This is a genomic window from Dyella sp. S184 (assembly GCF_009766065.1).
GTDB lineage: Bacteria > Pseudomonadota > Gammaproteobacteria > Xanthomonadales > Rhodanobacteraceae > Rhodanobacter.
The window spans coordinates 758397-776581 of the sequence record NZ_LMUE01000002.1 but is presented as its reverse complement, the minus strand read 5'-3'; the positions used below and the strand labels follow the sequence as shown (position 1 = coordinate 776581).

11 protein-coding genes are annotated in these 18185 nt (G+C 62.4%); 6 read left to right on the top strand and 5 right to left on the bottom strand.

Going from position 1 to position 18185, the window contains the following annotated elements:
* Window positions 1-80 precede the first annotated feature (80 nt).
* Both GSQ75_RS03280 and GSQ75_RS03275 read left to right on the top strand, forming a co-directional pair.
* Complete coding sequence (locus tag GSQ75_RS03280; RefSeq protein WP_158753081.1) at window positions 81-2648, top strand: TonB-dependent receptor; 2568 nt, start codon at window positions 81-83, stop codon at window positions 2646-2648.
* Between the two features lie 108 nt (window positions 2649-2756).
* Window positions 2757-4784 carry a trehalase family glycosidase gene (locus tag GSQ75_RS03275; protein ID WP_158753080.1) on the top strand — a complete coding sequence of 676 codons (2028 nt, stop codon included), beginning with the start codon at window positions 2757-2759 and terminating at the stop codon, window positions 4782-4784.
* Window positions 4785-4935: 151 nt separating this feature from the next.
* On the opposite strand, the gene GSQ75_RS03270 is transcribed toward GSQ75_RS03275, so the two are convergent.
* From GSQ75_RS03270 to GSQ75_RS03250, 5 genes are all read right to left on the bottom strand, one after another.
* A complete protein-coding gene (locus GSQ75_RS03270; protein WP_158753079.1) occupies window positions 4936-6918 on the bottom strand; it encodes a M1 family aminopeptidase in 1983 nt (660 codons plus the stop codon).
* Between the two features lie 77 nt (window positions 6919-6995).
* Window positions 6996-8216 carry an AGE family epimerase/isomerase gene (locus tag GSQ75_RS03265; protein ID WP_158753078.1) on the bottom strand — a complete coding sequence of 407 codons (1221 nt, stop codon included), beginning with the start codon at window positions 8214-8216 and terminating at the stop codon, window positions 6996-6998.
* Complete coding sequence (locus GSQ75_RS03260; protein ID WP_158753077.1) at window positions 8213-9193, bottom strand: carbohydrate kinase; 981 nt, start codon at window positions 9191-9193, stop codon at window positions 8213-8215. The genes GSQ75_RS03265 and GSQ75_RS03260 overlap by 4 nt, the downstream gene beginning before the upstream one ends.
* 59 nt (window positions 9194-9252) lie before the next feature.
* Complete coding sequence (locus GSQ75_RS03255) at window positions 9253-10485, bottom strand: sugar MFS transporter (RefSeq protein WP_254058474.1); 1233 nt, start codon at window positions 10483-10485, stop codon at window positions 9253-9255.
* Window positions 10486-10583: 98 nt separating this feature from the next.
* Window positions 10584-11636 (bottom strand): LacI family DNA-binding transcriptional regulator, encoded by a 1053-nt coding sequence (locus GSQ75_RS03250; protein WP_158753075.1) that lies wholly within the window; start codon window positions 11634-11636, stop codon window positions 10584-10586.
* Between the two features lie 131 nt (window positions 11637-11767).
* Here GSQ75_RS03250 and GSQ75_RS03245 point away from each other — a divergent pair, with 131 nt between their 5' ends.
* The 4 genes from GSQ75_RS03245 (at window position 11768) to GSQ75_RS03230 (ending at window position 18176) form a co-directional block, all read left to right on the top strand.
* Entirely contained in the window at window positions 11768-14119 is a 2352-nt protein-coding gene (locus GSQ75_RS03245) for a GH92 family glycosyl hydrolase (protein ID WP_158753074.1), read from the top strand.
* A gap of 162 nt (window positions 14120-14281) precedes the next feature.
* Entirely contained in the window at window positions 14282-16063 is a 1782-nt protein-coding gene (locus GSQ75_RS03240; RefSeq protein WP_158753073.1) for an ATP-binding protein, read from the top strand.
* Window positions 16064-16070: 7 nt separating this feature from the next.
* A complete protein-coding gene (locus GSQ75_RS03235; protein ID WP_158753072.1) occupies window positions 16071-16517 on the top strand; it encodes a response regulator in 447 nt (148 codons plus the stop codon).
* A gap of 120 nt (window positions 16518-16637) precedes the next feature.
* A complete protein-coding gene (locus tag GSQ75_RS03230; protein WP_158753071.1) occupies window positions 16638-18176 on the top strand; it encodes a response regulator in 1539 nt (512 codons plus the stop codon).
* Window positions 18177-18185 lie beyond the last annotated feature (9 nt).

Sequence of the window (18185 nt, the reverse complement as noted above, 5' to 3'; positions counted from 1 at the left end):
GCCTGACCACGCGCAGGCGCAACGGCATCGAATCCAGCCAAAAAACAATGATTCATATGTCTCGGGGAGGAGAATTCATCATGAGAAGTTGCACGCAGATCAATCGACGGGCTCTAAGCGTTGCCATCGGCGTCATGCTGGCGACCGGTGCAGTTCAGGCCCAGGACGCGGCGTCCCAGGTCACATCGCCGCAAGCCACATCGCCCCAAGCTGCGCCATCCACAGACCACAGCAAGCAGAAACCCGCTGAGTCGGCATCGGTGCAGACACTCAACCAGGTCGTGGTTACCGGCAACTCCGCCTTCGGCGGCATCAAGAAGATCGATGCCAGCTATTCGATCACCACAGCCACGAGCGAGCAGATCAGGGAGCTCAACCCGGTCAGCACGGCCGACCTGCTGAAGTTGTCGCCCGGCGTGTATCCGGAATCGTCCGGTGGCGAGACCGGCGCGAACATCGAGGTCGCCGGCTTCCCGTCGGACAGCGGCGCGCCCTTCGTGACGCTGCAGATGAACGGCTCGCCGCTGTTCCCGAAGTGGGACTACTTCACCGACGCGATGTTCCGCCTCGACGACACCATCGATCGCGTCGAGGCCGTGCAGGGCGGCACCTCGGTGCTCTACGGCAACGGCCAGCCCGGCCTGATCGCCAATTTCATTCTGAAGGAAGGTTCCTCGACGCCTGGCGGCGACATCGGCGTGACCTACGGCTCGGAAGGCATGGAGCGGCTGGACGGCTTCTACGGCTTCCCGATCGGCGGCAAGGATAGCGGCTGGTATGGCAGCGTGGGCGGCTTCTGGCGCAAGTCCGACGGCGTGCGCGATCCGCAGTTCGCCTCGGACAAGGGTGGCCAGCTCACCGCCACGCTCAGCCACGACCTGGAACATGGATCGCTGATGTTCTACGCGCGTGACCTGAAAGACAAGAACCAGTGGGTCACCGACACGCCGATCTACAACCCGTCTGCGGGCAAGTTCTCGCCCTATCCGGGCTTCAGCCCGCTCACCGGCACCTTCGGCAGCAACGCCGACCGCTATCAGTTCCTGCAGACCACGCCCTGCTTCACCAGCGGCTGTACGCCTGGCGGGCAAAACATCGACATGGCCAACGGCCAGGGCGGTGACATGCACGTGGTCGGCGCCAACCTCGACCTGCAATTCGACAATGGCTGGTCGCTCTCCGACAAGGCCATCCTTGTCGGCGGCGACATGGACACCACGGCGTTCTTCAGCACCGGCGCCAACCCGACCTCGCTGGGCGAGTTCATCACCAGTTCCGTCTCCGGCTTCGGCCTGCCGTCCGGCGGCACCGCCACGGCGGTCTATACCAACAACGGCAAGCCGGCGGACTTGAACCAGAACGTCTCGGTACAGAACCCCGAGTACATCCACAAGCGCATCCACTCGCTCAGCAACGAGTTCCGGCTGAGCAAGGAACTCTTCGACGGCAACACGCTGACCTTCGGCAACTACACCGCGGTGTACGGCATGGACCACTCCGAAGACGATGGCCTCAACATGCTGTTGCAGGCGCAGAACAACCCGACCCCGATCGCGGTGGACTACAGCGTCGGCGGCAACGTCTACCAGCTGACCGACAAGCAGGGCCTGTTCTGGGCTCCCGGTCCGCAGTCATGGATGGCGTTCAACGAGGATTGGCACGCCACCACCACGGCGTTATACCTCGCCGACGAGTGGACGGTGGGCAAGTGGCGCTTCGACGGCGGCGTGCGCTGGCAGCACGACAACATCGGCGGCAACTTCCAGAACACTTCGTCGGGCGACCTCGACGCCAACCCGAACACCGTCTACAACAACAACGCCGAGTACCTGATCGACAGCTGGACCCATTACGGCCAGAACCGCGGCGCGGCGTCGTGGACATTGGGCGCCAACTATTTGCTGGCCGACAACATGAGCATGTACGGTCGCGTCAACAATGGCGCGTTCCTGCCCAGCTTCGACGACATCGTTAACCTCGGCGATCCGCCGACCGAGCACATCCACAACTACGAGATAGGCTTCAAGTATCAGGCCTCGTGGATCTACGCGGATATCGGTGCGTACCATCGCCAGTTCATCGGCGTGCCGTACTCCATCCAGCTGAGCACGGGGCTGGTCAGCCTCGTCTACGGTTCGATGACCAATGGCGTCAACGCACAGGTGATGCTCAAGCCGTTCGAGCGCTTCTCCGTTGCGCTCAGCGGCAACTACATGCACGGCCATTACAACCGTTACGCGGGCTGCGTGACGTATCAGGCGCAGGACGGCAGTTACCAGTGCAGCAGCATCTCCGGCATGACGGTGGATCGCCAGCCCGAAATCCAGTACCGCGTGACGCCGGCCTACGAAGTGCCGACCAGCTGGGGCAGCCTGAAGTTCTGGGCCACCTACGAGCACATCGGCAACCGCTTCAGCGACCAGCTGATGCAGCAGCCGATGGGCAGTTATTACGACGTGAGCTTCGGTACCAACGCCAACATCGGCGAGAAGTGGGTGCTGAGTCTGCGCGGTACCAACGTCACCAACCAGATTGGCATCACCGAAGGCAATGCCCGCCTGTTCGGCTTTGCCAGCAGCGGCGGGGTGATTCTCGCCCGTTCGATCGAGGGGCGTGAAGTCAACTTCCAGGTCAAGTACAAGTTCTAAAATCCAAGGGAACGAAACCGTTGCCATCCGGGAACCTGCGTCGCGTCGGCTGCTTCCGTGGCCGACGCGACCCCCTCACCAGCGGTCCGTACCAAGGAACGATACGTCATGCGCCCACCCGTCAAACTCCTGATCATCGCTGCGAGTATCGCGGTCTTTAGTCTCGACGGCGTGGGCGCATGGGCTGAGCCAGTCACCCATCAGGCCGATGCTGCTACCAGCTATCTCGATGTACTCGACCTGCATGGTGCGCCGCAGACGGCGACGGATCGAAGCTTCAATATCTTTTTTGACGCTGGCTCGTGGCATGGTTACAGCCTGCCTGTTGCCGGTGATCTGGCGACCGGATTTTCCGGCCCCTTCGTGCACAGTCTTGGCGATGGCCAATGGGTCGGTGCGCGCTTCGCCCAGGTGGCTTTAAGGGATGTTACCAATAACCAGAACATCACCCTGAACCCGGTCGATAGCCACGCTGCACCGGGCTATCTGGTACGCCAGTTTTCCGGCCCGGACCTGACGGTGCGTCAGACCTTGTTCTTTGCCGATTCCTGGCATGCACTGGTGCGCATCGAACTGACCGCGACGACCTCGCATGACGTAGATTTTTCCGTCGCAGGGCGCGTGATGCCCCAGCAGCAGGCCGGGCTGGTCAAGAACGGCGATACAGTGGCGCAAACCTTCGCCAACTCGAACTCGAAGCTGACCACGCGGCTTCATGCTGACGGCACTCCAACTTACCGGGTCACGCTGTCGGGAGCCGACTATCGCATCGCGTTGAACCAACCTCTGCATCTGAAGCGGAATCAGACGGCGACAATCTTTGTCGAGCAAACACTGATTTACGACGTCCATGCTGATAAGCCAACGCCGGTCGATGTCGCTACGGCCTGGACGCAAAATCGCGCACGCTGGGACAACTATCTGCGGTCCGTGAAATCGAGTCATCTCGCGGGCCTGCCCGACGCGACCGCACAGCGCGTTTCCGTCAAGGCCATGCTGACCTTGCTGGGCAACTGGCGAGCAGCGCGTGGCGACCTGCATCACGACGGTGTCATCCCCTCGTATTCCAACCCCGACTTCAACGGATTCTGGGCCTGGGATTCGTGGAAGCATGCAGCGGCACTGGCGCAGTTCGCGCCGGAGCTCGCGCGCGATCAAATGCGCGCGATGTTCGACTATCAGGCCGCCGGCGGCATGGTTCCGGATTGCATCTATCTCGACAAAGCGGGCAACAACTGGCGCGACACCAAGCCTCCGCTGGCGGTGTGGGCAGCGCTGAAAATCTACCGAGCCACCGGCGACAAAGCCTTTCTGGCCGAGATGTACGACAAGCTGGTGCGCTATCACCGCTGGTGGTTCACCGCGCGTGATCACGATCGCAACGGTCTGGCCGAATATGGTTCGACCGACGGCACCAAGGTCGCCGCCAAGTGGGAAAGCGGCATGGACAACGGCGTCCGCTTCGACGCCATCACCATGCTCAAGAACGGCAACAGCGCCTGGTCGATGGACCAAGCATCGGCCGATCTCAATGCTTACCTGTACAAGGAAAAACTGGATCTGGCGCAGGTCGCGGCCATCCTCGGCAAGACCCAGGATCACGCGCAGTGGCTGAAAGAGGCTGCGACGATGAAGACCATCGTTCAGACACAGATGTTCGACAAGAAGCGCGGTTACTTCTTCGATGCCAAACTGGGCAGCGGCGATCCCGTTCGCGTTTATGGCTCGGAAGGCTGGACGCCGCTGTGGGCTGGTGTGGCAAGTCCCGATCAGGCCAAGTCCGTGATCCGGATCATGCTTGATCCGAGCAAGTTCGCCACCTTCATGCCATTCCCAACCCTCGCTGCCGACGACCCGCACTTTTCACCGATCAAGGGTTACTGGCGTGGCCCGGTATGGCTCGATCAAGCCTATTTCGGCGTGGAAGCTCTCCGGCATTACGGCTATGACCGGCAGGCCGATGAGATGGCGCGCCGTCTGGTACTCAACGCCAAGGGGCTGACGCAGCAGGCGCCCATGTACGAAAACTACGATCCGTTGACCGGCCAGGGCTATCAGTCGCCCAATTTCAGCTGGGCTGCCGCCAGCTATCTATTGCTGTTGCAGAACAGGACGGGTGAGCAGAGCGCACGGTGATCGAGCACGCCCTGATCTTGGTCGTGAGCGCCGCCCTATCAGCGGGATAGCTGCAGCCAACACAGGAACCGTTCCGATACGGATTTGATGGGTAGTTAAACGAAAGGCGGCAGTCGCAGGATCGCCGCCTTTTTCGTTCACGCGCGCATGCTTACGGCATCACGAAAGTATTATTGCTGCGGTCGTGGTCAGGCAGTGCATGGGCCGGATCAATGGTGGCGGACTTCACCCTGTGCGTGCCGTCCACATGGATCACGTAGCCGTGGTGCTGCTGCCAGGTTTCCCACGGCACGCGCACGTCCTGCTTGCTGCCGTCGTCGTAGACCACCTCGAGCGTGGCGGGCAGCACCAGCTGGTCGAGATTGGCCACGGTGACATCGACACCCTTGCGGTAATCGCCATCGGTATAGGCGACCTTCTGCACGGCCAGGTCGAGCTGCCAGTTGTGCTGGTACCAGCCGCGCCAGAACCAGCCCAAATCCTCGCCGGTTTCGCTTTCCATGAAGCGGAAGAAATCCGATGGGCTGGGATGCTTGTACGCCCAGGTGGCGATGAAGCGGCGGAACGCCGGATCGAAGCGTTCCGGGCCGATGATCTGCTCGCGCAGCAGCACCAGGCCGTAGGCGCTCTTGAAGTAGGTAATCGGATGGCGGTACTTCTCCGGCACCATGTCGGCACCGATCAGCATCGGCGGTGCGGCGGCATCCGCCAGCACCTTCGCCATCTGGTCGCCCGGGCTGCCATTGCCGGGTGCATATTCGTTGTCGCGCTTGGGCGCGTATTCACCATGATTGAAGTGATCCGCTTCGTAGACGTCGATGAAGGTGTTGAAGCCTTCGTCGATCCAGGCATCGCGACGCTCGTTGCTGCCCACGATCATCGGGAACCAGCTGTGGCCGATCTCATGCGCGATCAGTGCATGCAGTTCGCTGCCACGGGAGGTCTTGTCATCGAAGGTGATGGCCGGGTACTCCATGCCGCCGGCGGTGCCGGCCTCGTTGATCGCCACCGGCCACGGGTAGGGATACCACTGCTTCGAGAAGTACTCGGTCGAGGCCTTGAGGTATTCGGTGGCGCGTCCCCACGCCTCCTTGCCGGCGCTTTCGACCGGATACGCCGACATCGCCAGCGCGATTTTTCCTGCTGGAAGATTCATTCGGGCGGCGTCCCACACGTATGCCTTGGAAGCGCCGAAGGCGACGTCACGACTGTTCTGGATACGGAAGTGCCAGGTCAGCGTGCCACCCTGCTTCGGACGGCTGGACGACTGGGTGACTTCCTCTGCCGTGCGGATCATCACGGTGGTGTCGCTGTGGCGTGCCTGCTCCAGTCGCTGCTGCTCGGTCTTCGTCAGCACCTCGGCGGGATTCAGCAATTCGCCCGAGCCGACCACGATCATGTCCGATGGTACGGTGACCGAATAATCGAAATCGCCGTATTCCAGATAGAACTCCTGGTTTAGGTAGGGTGCTGTATCCCATCCACGCAGGTCGTCGTAGACGCACACGCGTGGGTACCACTGCGCGATCTCGAAGATGTCGCCGTTCTTGCTCGAATTCACGTCGGTGCGGCCGCCGAATTCGCCGGGTACCGTGTAGCTCCATGCGATATGCACGCGCAGGCTGCCGCCGTTGCCCTTCAGCGCCTCGGGCAGCTGCACTTGCATGCGGGTATCGGATACCAGCCATTTCACGGCCTGCTGATGGCCATGGGCGTCTTCCACTTCGACCGAGGCGATGGTGTAGCCGTCGGTGAACTCCTTCGGGAAGCTTTCAGTGAATGCGCCGCGCGCATCCTTGCGATAGCGGTTCTGATCCAGTTGCAACCACAGCACATCGAGTGGGTCCGGGCTGTGGTTGGTATAGCTGATCACTTCGCTGCCGCTGAGTTTTCGGCTGACGGGATCGAGCGTAGCCTTGATCTGGTAATCGGCATGGTTCTGCCAGAACAGCGGATCCGGCTTGCCGCTTGCCGAGCGGTACGCCGTCGCCGGCTGCGGATAAGCGAACGGGGCGAACGTCTGCCGCGGATCGAAACGCGCAGAGGTGCCGGTGTCCGTCGCATGGGATGGCAGGGCCGCTGCGGACAGTAACGAGAGGCAGGTGGCGAGACATGGGAGCGTGAGGTTTTTCATGCATCATTTCCAGGGGATGGGGCTTGGGGCATCAGGCGTGTAATAGGGGAAATGATCGCAGCGCGCCGCCGGGAGTATCAGCGTGACGGCATCACGTGCAGCAGTTCGTAGCATGCGCCCATGGTGTGGTAGTCGGTCTTGCCGGCCGGGCTTTTCTCGTCATCGACCTTGCCGTTTTCACGCGTGAGGATGCGGTACCACGCGCCGTACTGGTGATCGACGAAATGCTGCCACGCGTACGCCCACAGTTTCCCGTACCAGTCGTCATAGACGGGCAGGCCGGTACGCGCATGTAGCAAGGCAGCGGTGACCAGCGATTCGGCTTGCACCCAGAAATACTTGTCGCCGTCGCACACGCTGCCGTCGGGTGCGAAGCCGTAGCAGATGCCGCCGTATTCCTTGTCCCAGGCGCGTGCGAGCGCGGTGTCGAAGAGTCGCTTCGCGGTCGGCAGCAGCCAGTCTTCCTCGCGGCCGCGTTCGAGCAGCAGCGGCTCCAGGATCAGCAGCAGTTTGGCCCATTCGGTCTGGTGGCCCGGCTGGAAACCCCACGGGCGGAACAGGTGCTTCGGATCGTCGCGGTGGTAATTCCAGTCGATGTTCCAGTCGCGGTCATAGTGCTCCCACACCAGGCCGCCAGTCTGGGCGGTCTGGCGGCGGGTCATGTGATCGGCAAGCGTGAGCGCGCGTTCCAGGTAGCGTGGCTCGTCGCTGGCCTGGTAGGCCGCCAGCATCGCCTCGCACATGTGCATGTTCGCGTTCTGCCCACGGTAGTCGCTGAACTGCCAGTTGGCATCGGCTTCATCGCGGTACAGCCCCGCAGCGGCATCCCAGTATCGCTGTTCCAGCAGCCGCCAGGTTTCGTCCATCCAGGCTGCGGCCTCGACGATGCCGGCCCGGTAAGCGGTGGCATAGGCGAGCAGCACGAAAGCGACGCCGTAGGCGTGGTTGGTACGATCCTCCGGCTGGTTATCCAGCAGCGTCCAGGCATAGCCGCCGCTGCGCGGATCGCGATGCACCTCGCGCAGATAGCGCAGGCCATGCCGCGCGGCATCGAGGTACTCGCTGCGGAGGGAGGCCGACGCATTGAGTTCGGTCGCCGCCATCGCGTAGTTGAAGATGAAACGCGTGCTGCTGACCAGATGACGATGGCGGCGGTTGTAGATCGTGCCATCGTCCTTGAAGTAGTGGAAGAAGCCGCCAGTCGGATCGATCGCGCGCGGGTGATAGAACGCCATCGTCTGTGCGATGTGGTTGCGCAGGAACGCGACAGAGCGGAAATCGGGTGCGGTGGTGTTCATGCCTGCTGCTCCATGAAGGCCAGCACTTCGTCGCCGCGCGGCATCGCGGCGAACGAGCCCTGGCGGGTCACGGTCAGCGCGCCGCAGGCGGCGGCGAAGCGCAGCATGGCGTGCAGGCGCGGCAGTTCGGTCACCAGTCGCTCGATCCGGTCAGGAGTGGCCGCAAGCTCGGCCAGACAGCACAACAGGCCGCCAACGAACGCGTCGCCGGCCGCCGTGGTGTCGACGACTTCGGTGGAATAGCACGGCAACTCGCCCTCGGCATCGGGATGGAACCAGCGCAGCGGCTTCGCGCCATCGGTCACCACCACCAGCTTGGTGCGGCCTAGCCACAGCCGGTCGAGCGCGGCCTGCTCGCCATCCACCGCCAGCCAGGCGAATTCCTCGGCGCACATTTTCACCACGTCGGCCAGATGCAGGGCCGGCCACAACAGCGGCCGTGGATCGACTCCGGCAGGCCACAGCGCCGGGCGCAGGTTGACGTCGAAACTGACCAGCGCACCGGTGCCATGCGCGCGTTGCATGCCTTCACGGGTGGTCGCGGCCAGCGTCGGATCGGTCATGCTGTTGGAGCAGACGTGGAACACCGCGATATCGCGGAACGTGTCGGCGCGAAAGTGCGCCGGCCGGAACAGCAGGTCGGCCGTATGCTCACGGTAGAAACTGAAGCTGCGCTCGCCATGCGCATCCAGCGTGACGAAGGCAAGCGCAGTATTCGCCGCCTCGGTTCGTGCGATGTCGTCGGTGCCGACGCCGGCCTGCTGCAGGCTGTGCAGCAGGAAGTCGCCGAAGCGGTCACGCGACAACATGCCGGCGAAACGTGCCAAGCCACCGAGTCGCGCCGCCGCCACGGCGACGTTTGCAGGCGCGCCGCCGGCAAACGGCGCGAAGTGCTGCGCAAAGCCGGAGCTGTCGCCGCCCTCGGCATGGAAGTCGATCAGTGCTTCACCGAAGCACAGGATGGGTCGCGTGGACATGGTCTGGATTTCTTGGGTGAGGAGTGAATCGCCATAGCAGCAACGCTTTCGATGGCGACTTACGGGATGGTGCGAAACCGGGAGCCGCTGACGCCGTAGAACAGGATGTACAGGTAGCAGAGCAATGGCAGAAAGAAGGCATGCTGCAGGCCGATGTGGTCGGCGAACTTGCCTTCAGCCCAGGGAATCAGCGCACCACCCACGATCGCCATGATCAGCAGGCTGGAGGCCTTGCTGGTCATCGGCCCCAGCCGCTCGATGCCGAGCGCGAAGATGGTCGGGAACATGATCGAGTTGAACAGGCCGATCGCGATGATGCTGTACATCGCCACATCACCGCTGCTGAGCATGGTGGTCAGCACCAGCAGCGCATTGATAGCGGCAAAAGTCGCCAGCAGCTTGCGCGGCGAAAATTTCGCCATCAGCGCGGAGCCTAGGAAGCGGCCGATCATGGCGCCACCCCAGTAAAAGGAAACGTAGTGCGCAGCCTGCTGCTCGCTCATGTGGCCGATATCGGGCATCGACAGGTAGTTGACCATGAAGCTGCCGATCGATACTTCCGCACCGACATAGAAGAAGATGCCCAGTACGCCGAACAGCACATGCGGATGGCGCAGAACCTCGATGAAGCCATGCTTGTCGTGGTCGTCCTTGTCGGTGGTTCCGGTCAAGGCGGGCAGGCGGAACAGCCACACGAAGAGCGCCAGCAGGAACAACACGACGGCCAGTCCGATGTACGGGAATTGCACGGCCTGCGCCTGCTGGGTTTCGTAAAGCAGTCGCTGGGCCGGCGCCAGCGCGGTTAGTTCGGTCGGATCCTTCACCACGTTGGACAGGATCAGCAGGCCGCCGAACAGGGGAGCAAGCGTGGTGCCGAGGGAGTTCAATGCCTGCGCCAGGGTCAATCGACTGGAGCTGGTTTTCTCAGGACCCAGCAAGGCCACATAGGGATTGGCAGCTACCTGGAGCACGGTGATGCCGGTGGCCAGCACAAACAAGGCGCCGAGGAAGGCCGGGTACAGATGCAGGCTTGCAGCTGGCCAGAAGCCCAGCGCACCCAGTCCGGCAATCGCAAGCCCGGCGACGATACCTTTCTTGTAGCCGAGAGCTGCGATCAGCCGGCCAGCCGGCATCCCCATCAGGAAGTACGCGCCGAAGAAAGTGAACTGCACCAGGATCGCCTGGGCGTAGTTGAGCTGGAAGATCGACTTCAGATGCGGAATCAGGATGTCGTTGAGGCAGGTCAGGAAGCCCCACATGAAGAAGATCGTGGTGAGCACGCCCATCGCCATCGGGTAATCGGTGTAGCGCTCTTTGCCACTGCCGGAGGTGGTCGCGAGAGGTGCTTGCGGTGGAGTAGCAAAGGCCATGCGGATTCCCCGGGAAAGGATCAGGTGGTGGGAGGTGGACAGCTGCTTTCACGCACGATCAGTTGCACCGACGCGATGGTCTTGCGGCTATCGGCCTGAGGCTCATGCAGCCGCTGCAGGATCAACTGCGCCGCCTGCTGCCCGCGCTCGCGCGGTGCGGCCGACAGAGTGGTCAGCGGTGGCATGCCCAGTGCGGCTTCGGCGATGTCGTCGAAGCCGGTCAGCGCGAAATCCTTGCCTGGACGCAACCCGCGCTGGTTCAAGCCAAGCATCAATCCGAGTGCCACCGCATCGTTGTAGCAGACGGCTGCGGTGGGCGCGGGTGTGCTGCTGAACAAGGCGCTGGTCTGGTGGGCAGCTTCCAGTCGGGTCGGCGCACACTCGATTCGCCAGTGCGGCTCGATCGTCAGTCTGGCGGCCTGCATCGCCTGCACATAGCCGGCATGGCGCTGGCGGCACGAGCTGGAATCAAGATGACCGCCGAAGAACGCGATGCGCCGATGGCCGCGCGCGATCAGGTGTTCGGTGGCCAGACGGGCGCCATGCTGGTTGTCCAGCATCAGTTGGTCCCAGTGGGCGAACTCGGGCATGGTGCCGCCCAGTTCGCGATTGAACAGCAGCAAAGGCGCCTGCGTGCCGACCGCGGCCAGCACATCATGGGCGTTGCTGTGCTCGGCCGGCGACAGGATGATGCCGCCGGGGCCGTGTTCCAGCAGCGAACTCAGCACGGCCTGCTCGCGCGTGGCCGATTCGCTGGTGCAGCCGAGCAGGGTGACGAAGCCGGCTTCGCCCAGCGTCTGATCCACGCCGGCGGCGAATTCGGCGAAGAACGGATTGGTCAGATCGTTCAGGACCAGCGCAATGCTGGATGAGGTGCGACGGCGCAGGTTGGCGGCGGCACGGTTGTAGACGTAGCCTTGCCGACGCAGTTCCTCTTCGACCCGTGCGCGGGTGTGCTTGTTGACCAGCGGACTGCCCCGCAACACCAGCGAAACGGTGGCTCGCGATACCGAGCAGCCGGCGGCGATGTCATTCAAGGTCACCTTGCGGCCGATCGGGGTATGGCTGGACATCAGGTTATACCGAATTAGAACGATCCAAAGGTAGCTTATCGATGCAGATGCGCACGTCGCGGCGCAGCATGCGTTAGCTTGTCGTGGATGTTAGCGTGCCGACCTAGATCGATCCAAATCCGAGGTTCACAATGACCGTCCGCTTGCGTCATGTACTCCCCTGGCTGGTTGGTGCCACGTTCGGCATCGCTACGGTGACCCCGGGGTTTGCCCATGCGGCGAATCCCTTGAACGACCATGCCGCGGAGGTTGATCCACGCATTGGTACTGGTGGCGATGGTCATGTCTTTCCCGGGGCCACGGTACCGTTTGGAATGATCCAGTTGTCGCCCGACACCGCGGTGCCGGACTTCAAGCACGCTTACAAGTGGGCCGCCGGCTACCAGTACGGCGATCCCACCATCATGGGCTTCTCGCATACGCACTTCTCCGGTTCGGGCCATTCGGATCTGGGCGACGTGCTGGTGATGCCGATCGCCGGCGACGTGCGACTGGAACCGGGTGATGCGACCAAGCCCGGCAGCGGCTACCGCTCGCGCTTCAGTCACGACAGCGAAGTGGTGCAGGCCGGCTACTACGCGGTGACGTTGAGCGATTACGGCGTGCGCGCCGAACTCACCGCCGGGCGTCGGGTGGGCTGGCATCGCTATACCTTCCCGGTCGGTAAGCCAGCGCATGTGCTACTGGACCTGCGCCCGAGCATCTATGACTACCCGGGCAAGGTGCTGTGGGCCAACCTGCGCGTGCAGCCGGATGGCACTGTCACCGGATGCCGCACCACCCGCGGCTGGGCGCCGGGACGCGAGCTGTGTTTCGCGATGCGGTTCTCGCAGCCGATGACTTCGCGCGAGCTGTACAACCGCGAGACGGACGTCGTCTACAAGGGTTTCGCAGGGCCAGGCAATCAGCCGGAAGACCAGCATGCGCAGAACGGTCGTGCGCTGGTTGGCGTGTTTGATTTCGGCGAGCTGAAGCGGCCGCTGGAAGTAAAGGTGGCGATTTCCCCGGTGAGCCAGGGGAACGCGATCGCCAATCTCGATCAGGACGGCGCCGGCTGGGACTTCGATGCGCACCATGCCGAAGCGACAGCGGCCTGGAACAAGGCGTTGTCGGTGATCGACGTCGCGGGGTCGCCGGCGCAACGCACCGGCTTCTACACCTCGCTGTACCACGCGATGCTGGCGCCGACGCTGAGCATGGACGTCAATGGCGACTACCGCGGCCCGGATCATCAGGTGCATCACGCCGATGGTTTCGAGTTCTATTCCAGCTGGTCGATGTGGGATGTCTATCGCGCCGAGGAACCGTTGATGGTGCTGCTGCGTCCGGATCTCAGCACGCAGTTCATCCGTTCGCTGATCGCCGCGCAGCAGGCCAGTCCGTTCGGCATGCTGCCGGTATGGGCTTATCAGGGGCTGGAGACCTGGTGCATGACCGGCTATCACGCGGTGGCGATCATCGCCGATGCCTACGTCAAGGGCGTGCGCGGCTTCGATCCCGACCAGGCGCTGAAGGCGATGGTGTCCACCGCCACCTATGGCAATTACGGTGACCTCGCCGATTACATGAAGCTCGGCTATGTGCCGATCGACAAGGAAGTGGAGGGTGGCTCCAAGACCCAGGAGTACGCCTATGACGATTGGACGATCGCGCAGATGGCCAAGGCGATGGGTAAGCGCGATATCTACGCCACCTTCGAGAAGCGCTCCACCAATTGGCGCAACGTGTGGGATCCGAAGACCGACTTCATGCGCGCGAAGTTGAGCAACGGCCAGTTCCGCGAGCCGTTCGATCCGGCCTCGGCCGCTTATGGCAGCGATTACACCGAGGCCAATGCCTGGCAGTATTCCTGGTACGTGCCGCAGGATGTGGCGGGGCTGATCAGCGCCTATGGCGGTGACGCGAAGTTCGTCACCAAACTCGACCAGATGTTCGACGCCAAGGTTGATCCGGCCATCTTCAAGAACGTGGAGGACATCACCGGCCTGATCGGCTGGTATGCGCACGGCAACGAACCCAGTCACCACATCGCCTATTTGTACGACTATGCCGGCGCGGCATGGAAGACACAGCAGCGGCTGAAGCAGATCATTGACAGCCAGTACGACACGCGGCCGGACGGCCTCGTCGGCAATGACGACCTCGGCCAGATGTCGGCGTGGTACATCTTCACGGCGCTGGGCTTCTATCCGGTGACGCCGGCCAGCGACGAGTACGCGATCGGGCGCCCGTTCGTGCCGAAGGCTGCGATCCATCTTCCGAATGGCCACACCTTCACCGTGGTGGCCGATCATATGGACGATGCCCATCCCTATGTCGGTGCGGTGACCCTCAACGGCAAGCCGCTGGATCGCGTGTATCTGCATCACGCCGAGATCCTCGCCGGCGGCGAACTGCATTTCACCATGCAGGCTGCGCCGAACAAGCAATGGGGAGAGGCTGATTCGGCGCGACCGACCGCGATGAGCCGCTACCGCCAGTGAGCAGCTGCCAGCGGAGGCCCGGTTGCAGAAAACCTGGCCTCCGCAATGGGCCCGATGATCCGTACGAAGCCCCATCACGGGCCTGACTGACGACCCGTCAAAACATGCCAGAATGCGACCTGTGCTTCACCACCCATCAGGTTCGCGGATGCGCTTTTCCACATGAAAGTCGGGGCTGTCACGAACTGGCGCGTAGCCGGCTTGCTGCTTGCGATGCTGATCATCGTCGGCTTGCCGTATGTGGTCACCCTTGCCAATACGCGCGATACACAGCTGGCCACTACATGGGTGGCCCATTCGAACTCGGTGAAAGCGGTGACCTATCAGGTCGCCTATGTGATGCGCGACAGTGAAGCGGCCGCCTATCGGTTGCTGACCGGCGATGGCAATGAGCTGACGCGCAAGCGCGCGGGCCGTGCCGGCAGTGAAGTGCCGCCATTGCTGCAGCAATTGCGCGTGATGACGATAGACAATCCCGATCAGCAGATCCAGATCGGGGCGCTCGAAAGCGACATCAATGGCCGCCTGACCATGATGAACCAGGCACTGTCACGCGTGCAGCAAGCCGATTTGGCCGGTGCCCGGCAGTCGCTGCGGGACGCCGGTGACTTGTTCAAGATGAACACGCAGATCGCGACCATGATTCAGAACGAGGACAACCTGCTGCGGGGTCGCCAGGAGGCAGCGGCACGGGAGGCGCTGGACGGCCGTATCGTGCTGAGCATTACCGCGCTGGCGCAGTTGCTGCTGCTGACCATCATCGTGATCACGTCCGAACGGCAGATTGGCCGGCGCGAAGTGGCCGAGACCCGCGAGAGCCGTGCGGTGCAGCGTTCGCAATTGATCCTGCAGGCGGTGCGCGAGCCGATCGCGTTGTTCGACGAAAATCTTCATGGACTGCTGGTGAATGCAGCCTTCAGCGAAATGTACGGGCTGGATCCGCAGCGGCGTACACAGCCGCTTGCACAGATGGGCGAAGGTGCCTGGAGCGACAGCGTGCTGCTGCAGCGGCTCAACGACGTGTTGCTGCGCGATCGGGAACTGTGGGATTACGACATGATCCAGCGCACGGTCGACGGAGTCGATCGGCATGTGGTGATCAATGCGCGTCGCCTGCAGCAGAGGGAAACCGATGCGCCCGCGTTGCTGCTGACGGTGAGCGACGTCACCGTGCGTGCGCTGGCCGAGCAAAAGGTGAACGAGCTCAATCGCCAGCTCGAGGGCAAGGTGACCCAGATTTCCGACGTCAACCGCGAGCTCGAGGCATTCAGCTATTCGGTGTCGCACGATCTGCGCGCACCGCTGCGTCATATCGCGGGATTTTCGCGCAAGCTCGAGCATCATCTGGGCGAGCGCGTTGATGACAAGGCTGCTCACTATCTTGAGGTGATCTCTGGTTCCGCGCAGCGAATGGCGTTGCTGATTGATGATCTGCTGGTGTTCTCGCGACTCGGTCGGGGCGCGCTGCGCCTGCAGGCGGTGGACATGCAGTCGCTGGTCGATGAAGCGTGTGCTTTGGCCGAATCGGGGTTGCAGGAGCGACGCATCGTGTGGGCTGTTGCGCCGTTGCCGATGGTCATCGGCGACGAGAACATGCTGCGCACGGTATGGCAAAACCTGCTCAGCAATGCGGTCAAGTACACCGGCCACTGCGAGGTAGCCCGCATCGAGGTGAGCACGCAGAAGGGCAGCAATGGCGATTACGAATTCACCGTGGCCGACAATGGCGCGGGCTTTGACATGCAATATGCCGACAAGTTGTTCGGTGTTTTCCAGCGGTTGCATCGCGCCTCGGAGTTTCCCGGCAACGGCATCGGTCTGGCCAATGTTCGGCGGATCATAGTGCGTCACGGTGGGCGCGTCTGGGCTGATGCCGAGCTCGGAAAGGGTGCCCGCTTCCATTTTTCGCTGCCGGCCACCGATCTGGCCGGGGCACGTACCTGAGACCGACATGATCAAGAAAGAGCTACGCACCATTTTACTGGTTGAAGACAGCCACGCTGATGCCGAGATGGCGATCGATGCGCTTAACGAGGCTCATCTGGCCAATCCGGTCGTGCACGTGGAAGACGGCGTGGAATGTCTGGACTATCTTTACTCGCGTGGGGCGTGGGCCACGCGCGAGCCAGGCGATCCTGCCGTGGTATTGCTGGACATCAAGATGCCGCGCATGAACGGACTCGACGTGTTGACCCACATGCGTGATGACGAGCGGATGCGACGGATTCCGGTAGTGATCCTGTCCTCCTCGCGCGAGGAGAGCGATTTGGCGCGCAGTTGGGACCTGGGCGCCAATGCGTATGTGATCAAGCCTGTTGACGTAGATCAGTTCTTCGAAGCGGTGCGCACATTGGGACAGTTCTGGGCGGTGCTGAATCAGGCACCCGAGAAGGATTGAAAGGGTTACGATGTTACAGGGGACGTGAGCAGCGAAGGTGCGGCTCGCGAGAGGCGCATAGCGCCGATACAGGCAAGTGAAGTCGTGAGAATTACCATGCCAAACCGGCAGCTTCGTACCATGCCGACCATCCGGGTGTTGCAGGTCGAGGATAGCCAGCTCGATGCCGAGCTGGTGCTGGCTGAGCTCGATAACGATGGCATCGCCTACGAAGTGCAGCTGGTCGACGATGAGGCGCGCTTCGTCGCTGCGCTGGATGAGTTCAAGCCGCATATCGTGTTGTCCGATCTCAGCATGCCCGGCTTTTCCGGCGAGCATGCGCTCGAGCTGTTGCGTCAGCGCGACGAGGAGCTTCCATTCATTTTCGTCTCCGCAACCCTGGGCGAAGAGGCGGCGATCGCGGCGTTGCGCAAGGGTGCCACCGACTACATTCTCAAGCAGAATCCGGCCCGACTGGCCAGTGCGGTGCGTCGTGCGCTCACCGAAGTCGAGGCACGCAAGGCCAATCGTCGCGCCGAGGGGGAACTGATCCGCGCGCAACGCTTCGAGAGTCTGGCGATGCTGGCTGGTGGCCTCAGTCACGATCTGCGCAACCTGCTGCAACCGCTGCTGCTGGCTGGCGACAGCCTGCAGGATTATCAGGACGATCCCCGCTTGGCGCGGCTGGGCAAACTGGTGCGTGATTGTGGCAAGCGCGGTCTGGACATGGTGCAGTCGATGCTGTCGTTCGCACGTGGTGCGCGACGCGCGGAGCAAGTGCGGCTGGGTGCGCTGTTCAGTGCGTTCGACCTGCTGATGCAGGGCAGCGTGCCACGTACGGTGGCCATGGAAATGGTGATCGAGGATCCGGAACTGTCGTTCGAGGGAAACCATACCGAGCTGCAGCAATGCCTGCTCAACCTGTGCCTGAATGCGATCCAGGCGATGCCGGATGGCGGCAACCTGCGCATAGAGACCTCGCAGACGCAGCTGGCAGCAGACTTCTTTATGCCGGAAGAGCAACCGCGACTGGGTCACTACCTGCGGATCAGCGTGATCGACAGCGGCCCAGGCATGGATCAGTCCGTGCTGGAGCATCTGTTCGAGCCATTCTTCACCACCAAGGAGGCCGGTACTGGACTGGGCCTGCTTTCATGCAAGCGCATCGTCAGCAGCCACGGTGGCGTGATGCGGGTAGACAGCGGCCCAGGCCGTGGTACCCGTTTCGACCTGTATATCCCGTTGGAGGAACTGGTCACCGATGCCGACCAGTTGGATGAACAGGACGGCCTCGAAGGCGCGGCTGAGCGCGTACTAGTGGTAGTGGAGGAAGCGGGCCAGCTGTCACTGTTGACCGATACGCTGGATGCCTACGGTTACCAGACGCACGCCAGCCAGAGTGGCACGGCCGCGCTGCAATGGATCGAGGCCGGTGGTCTGCCCGACCTGGTGGTGCTGGATGCGGACATGAACCTGTTCACTGGCGTGCGCACGCTGGCTGCGTTGATCGAACAGGGCTACAGCGGTGCCGTGATACTGCTGGCGCGTCCCGGCGAGCCACCCGACCTGCACGAACTGCCGCCACTGGAACATCTCTATGTGATGGACAAGCCGGTTACCACCTTGGTGTTGTTGCGTACACTGCGCAAGGCACTGCGGGCGGCCAACAGCGGTAGCTAGACCGGCCGT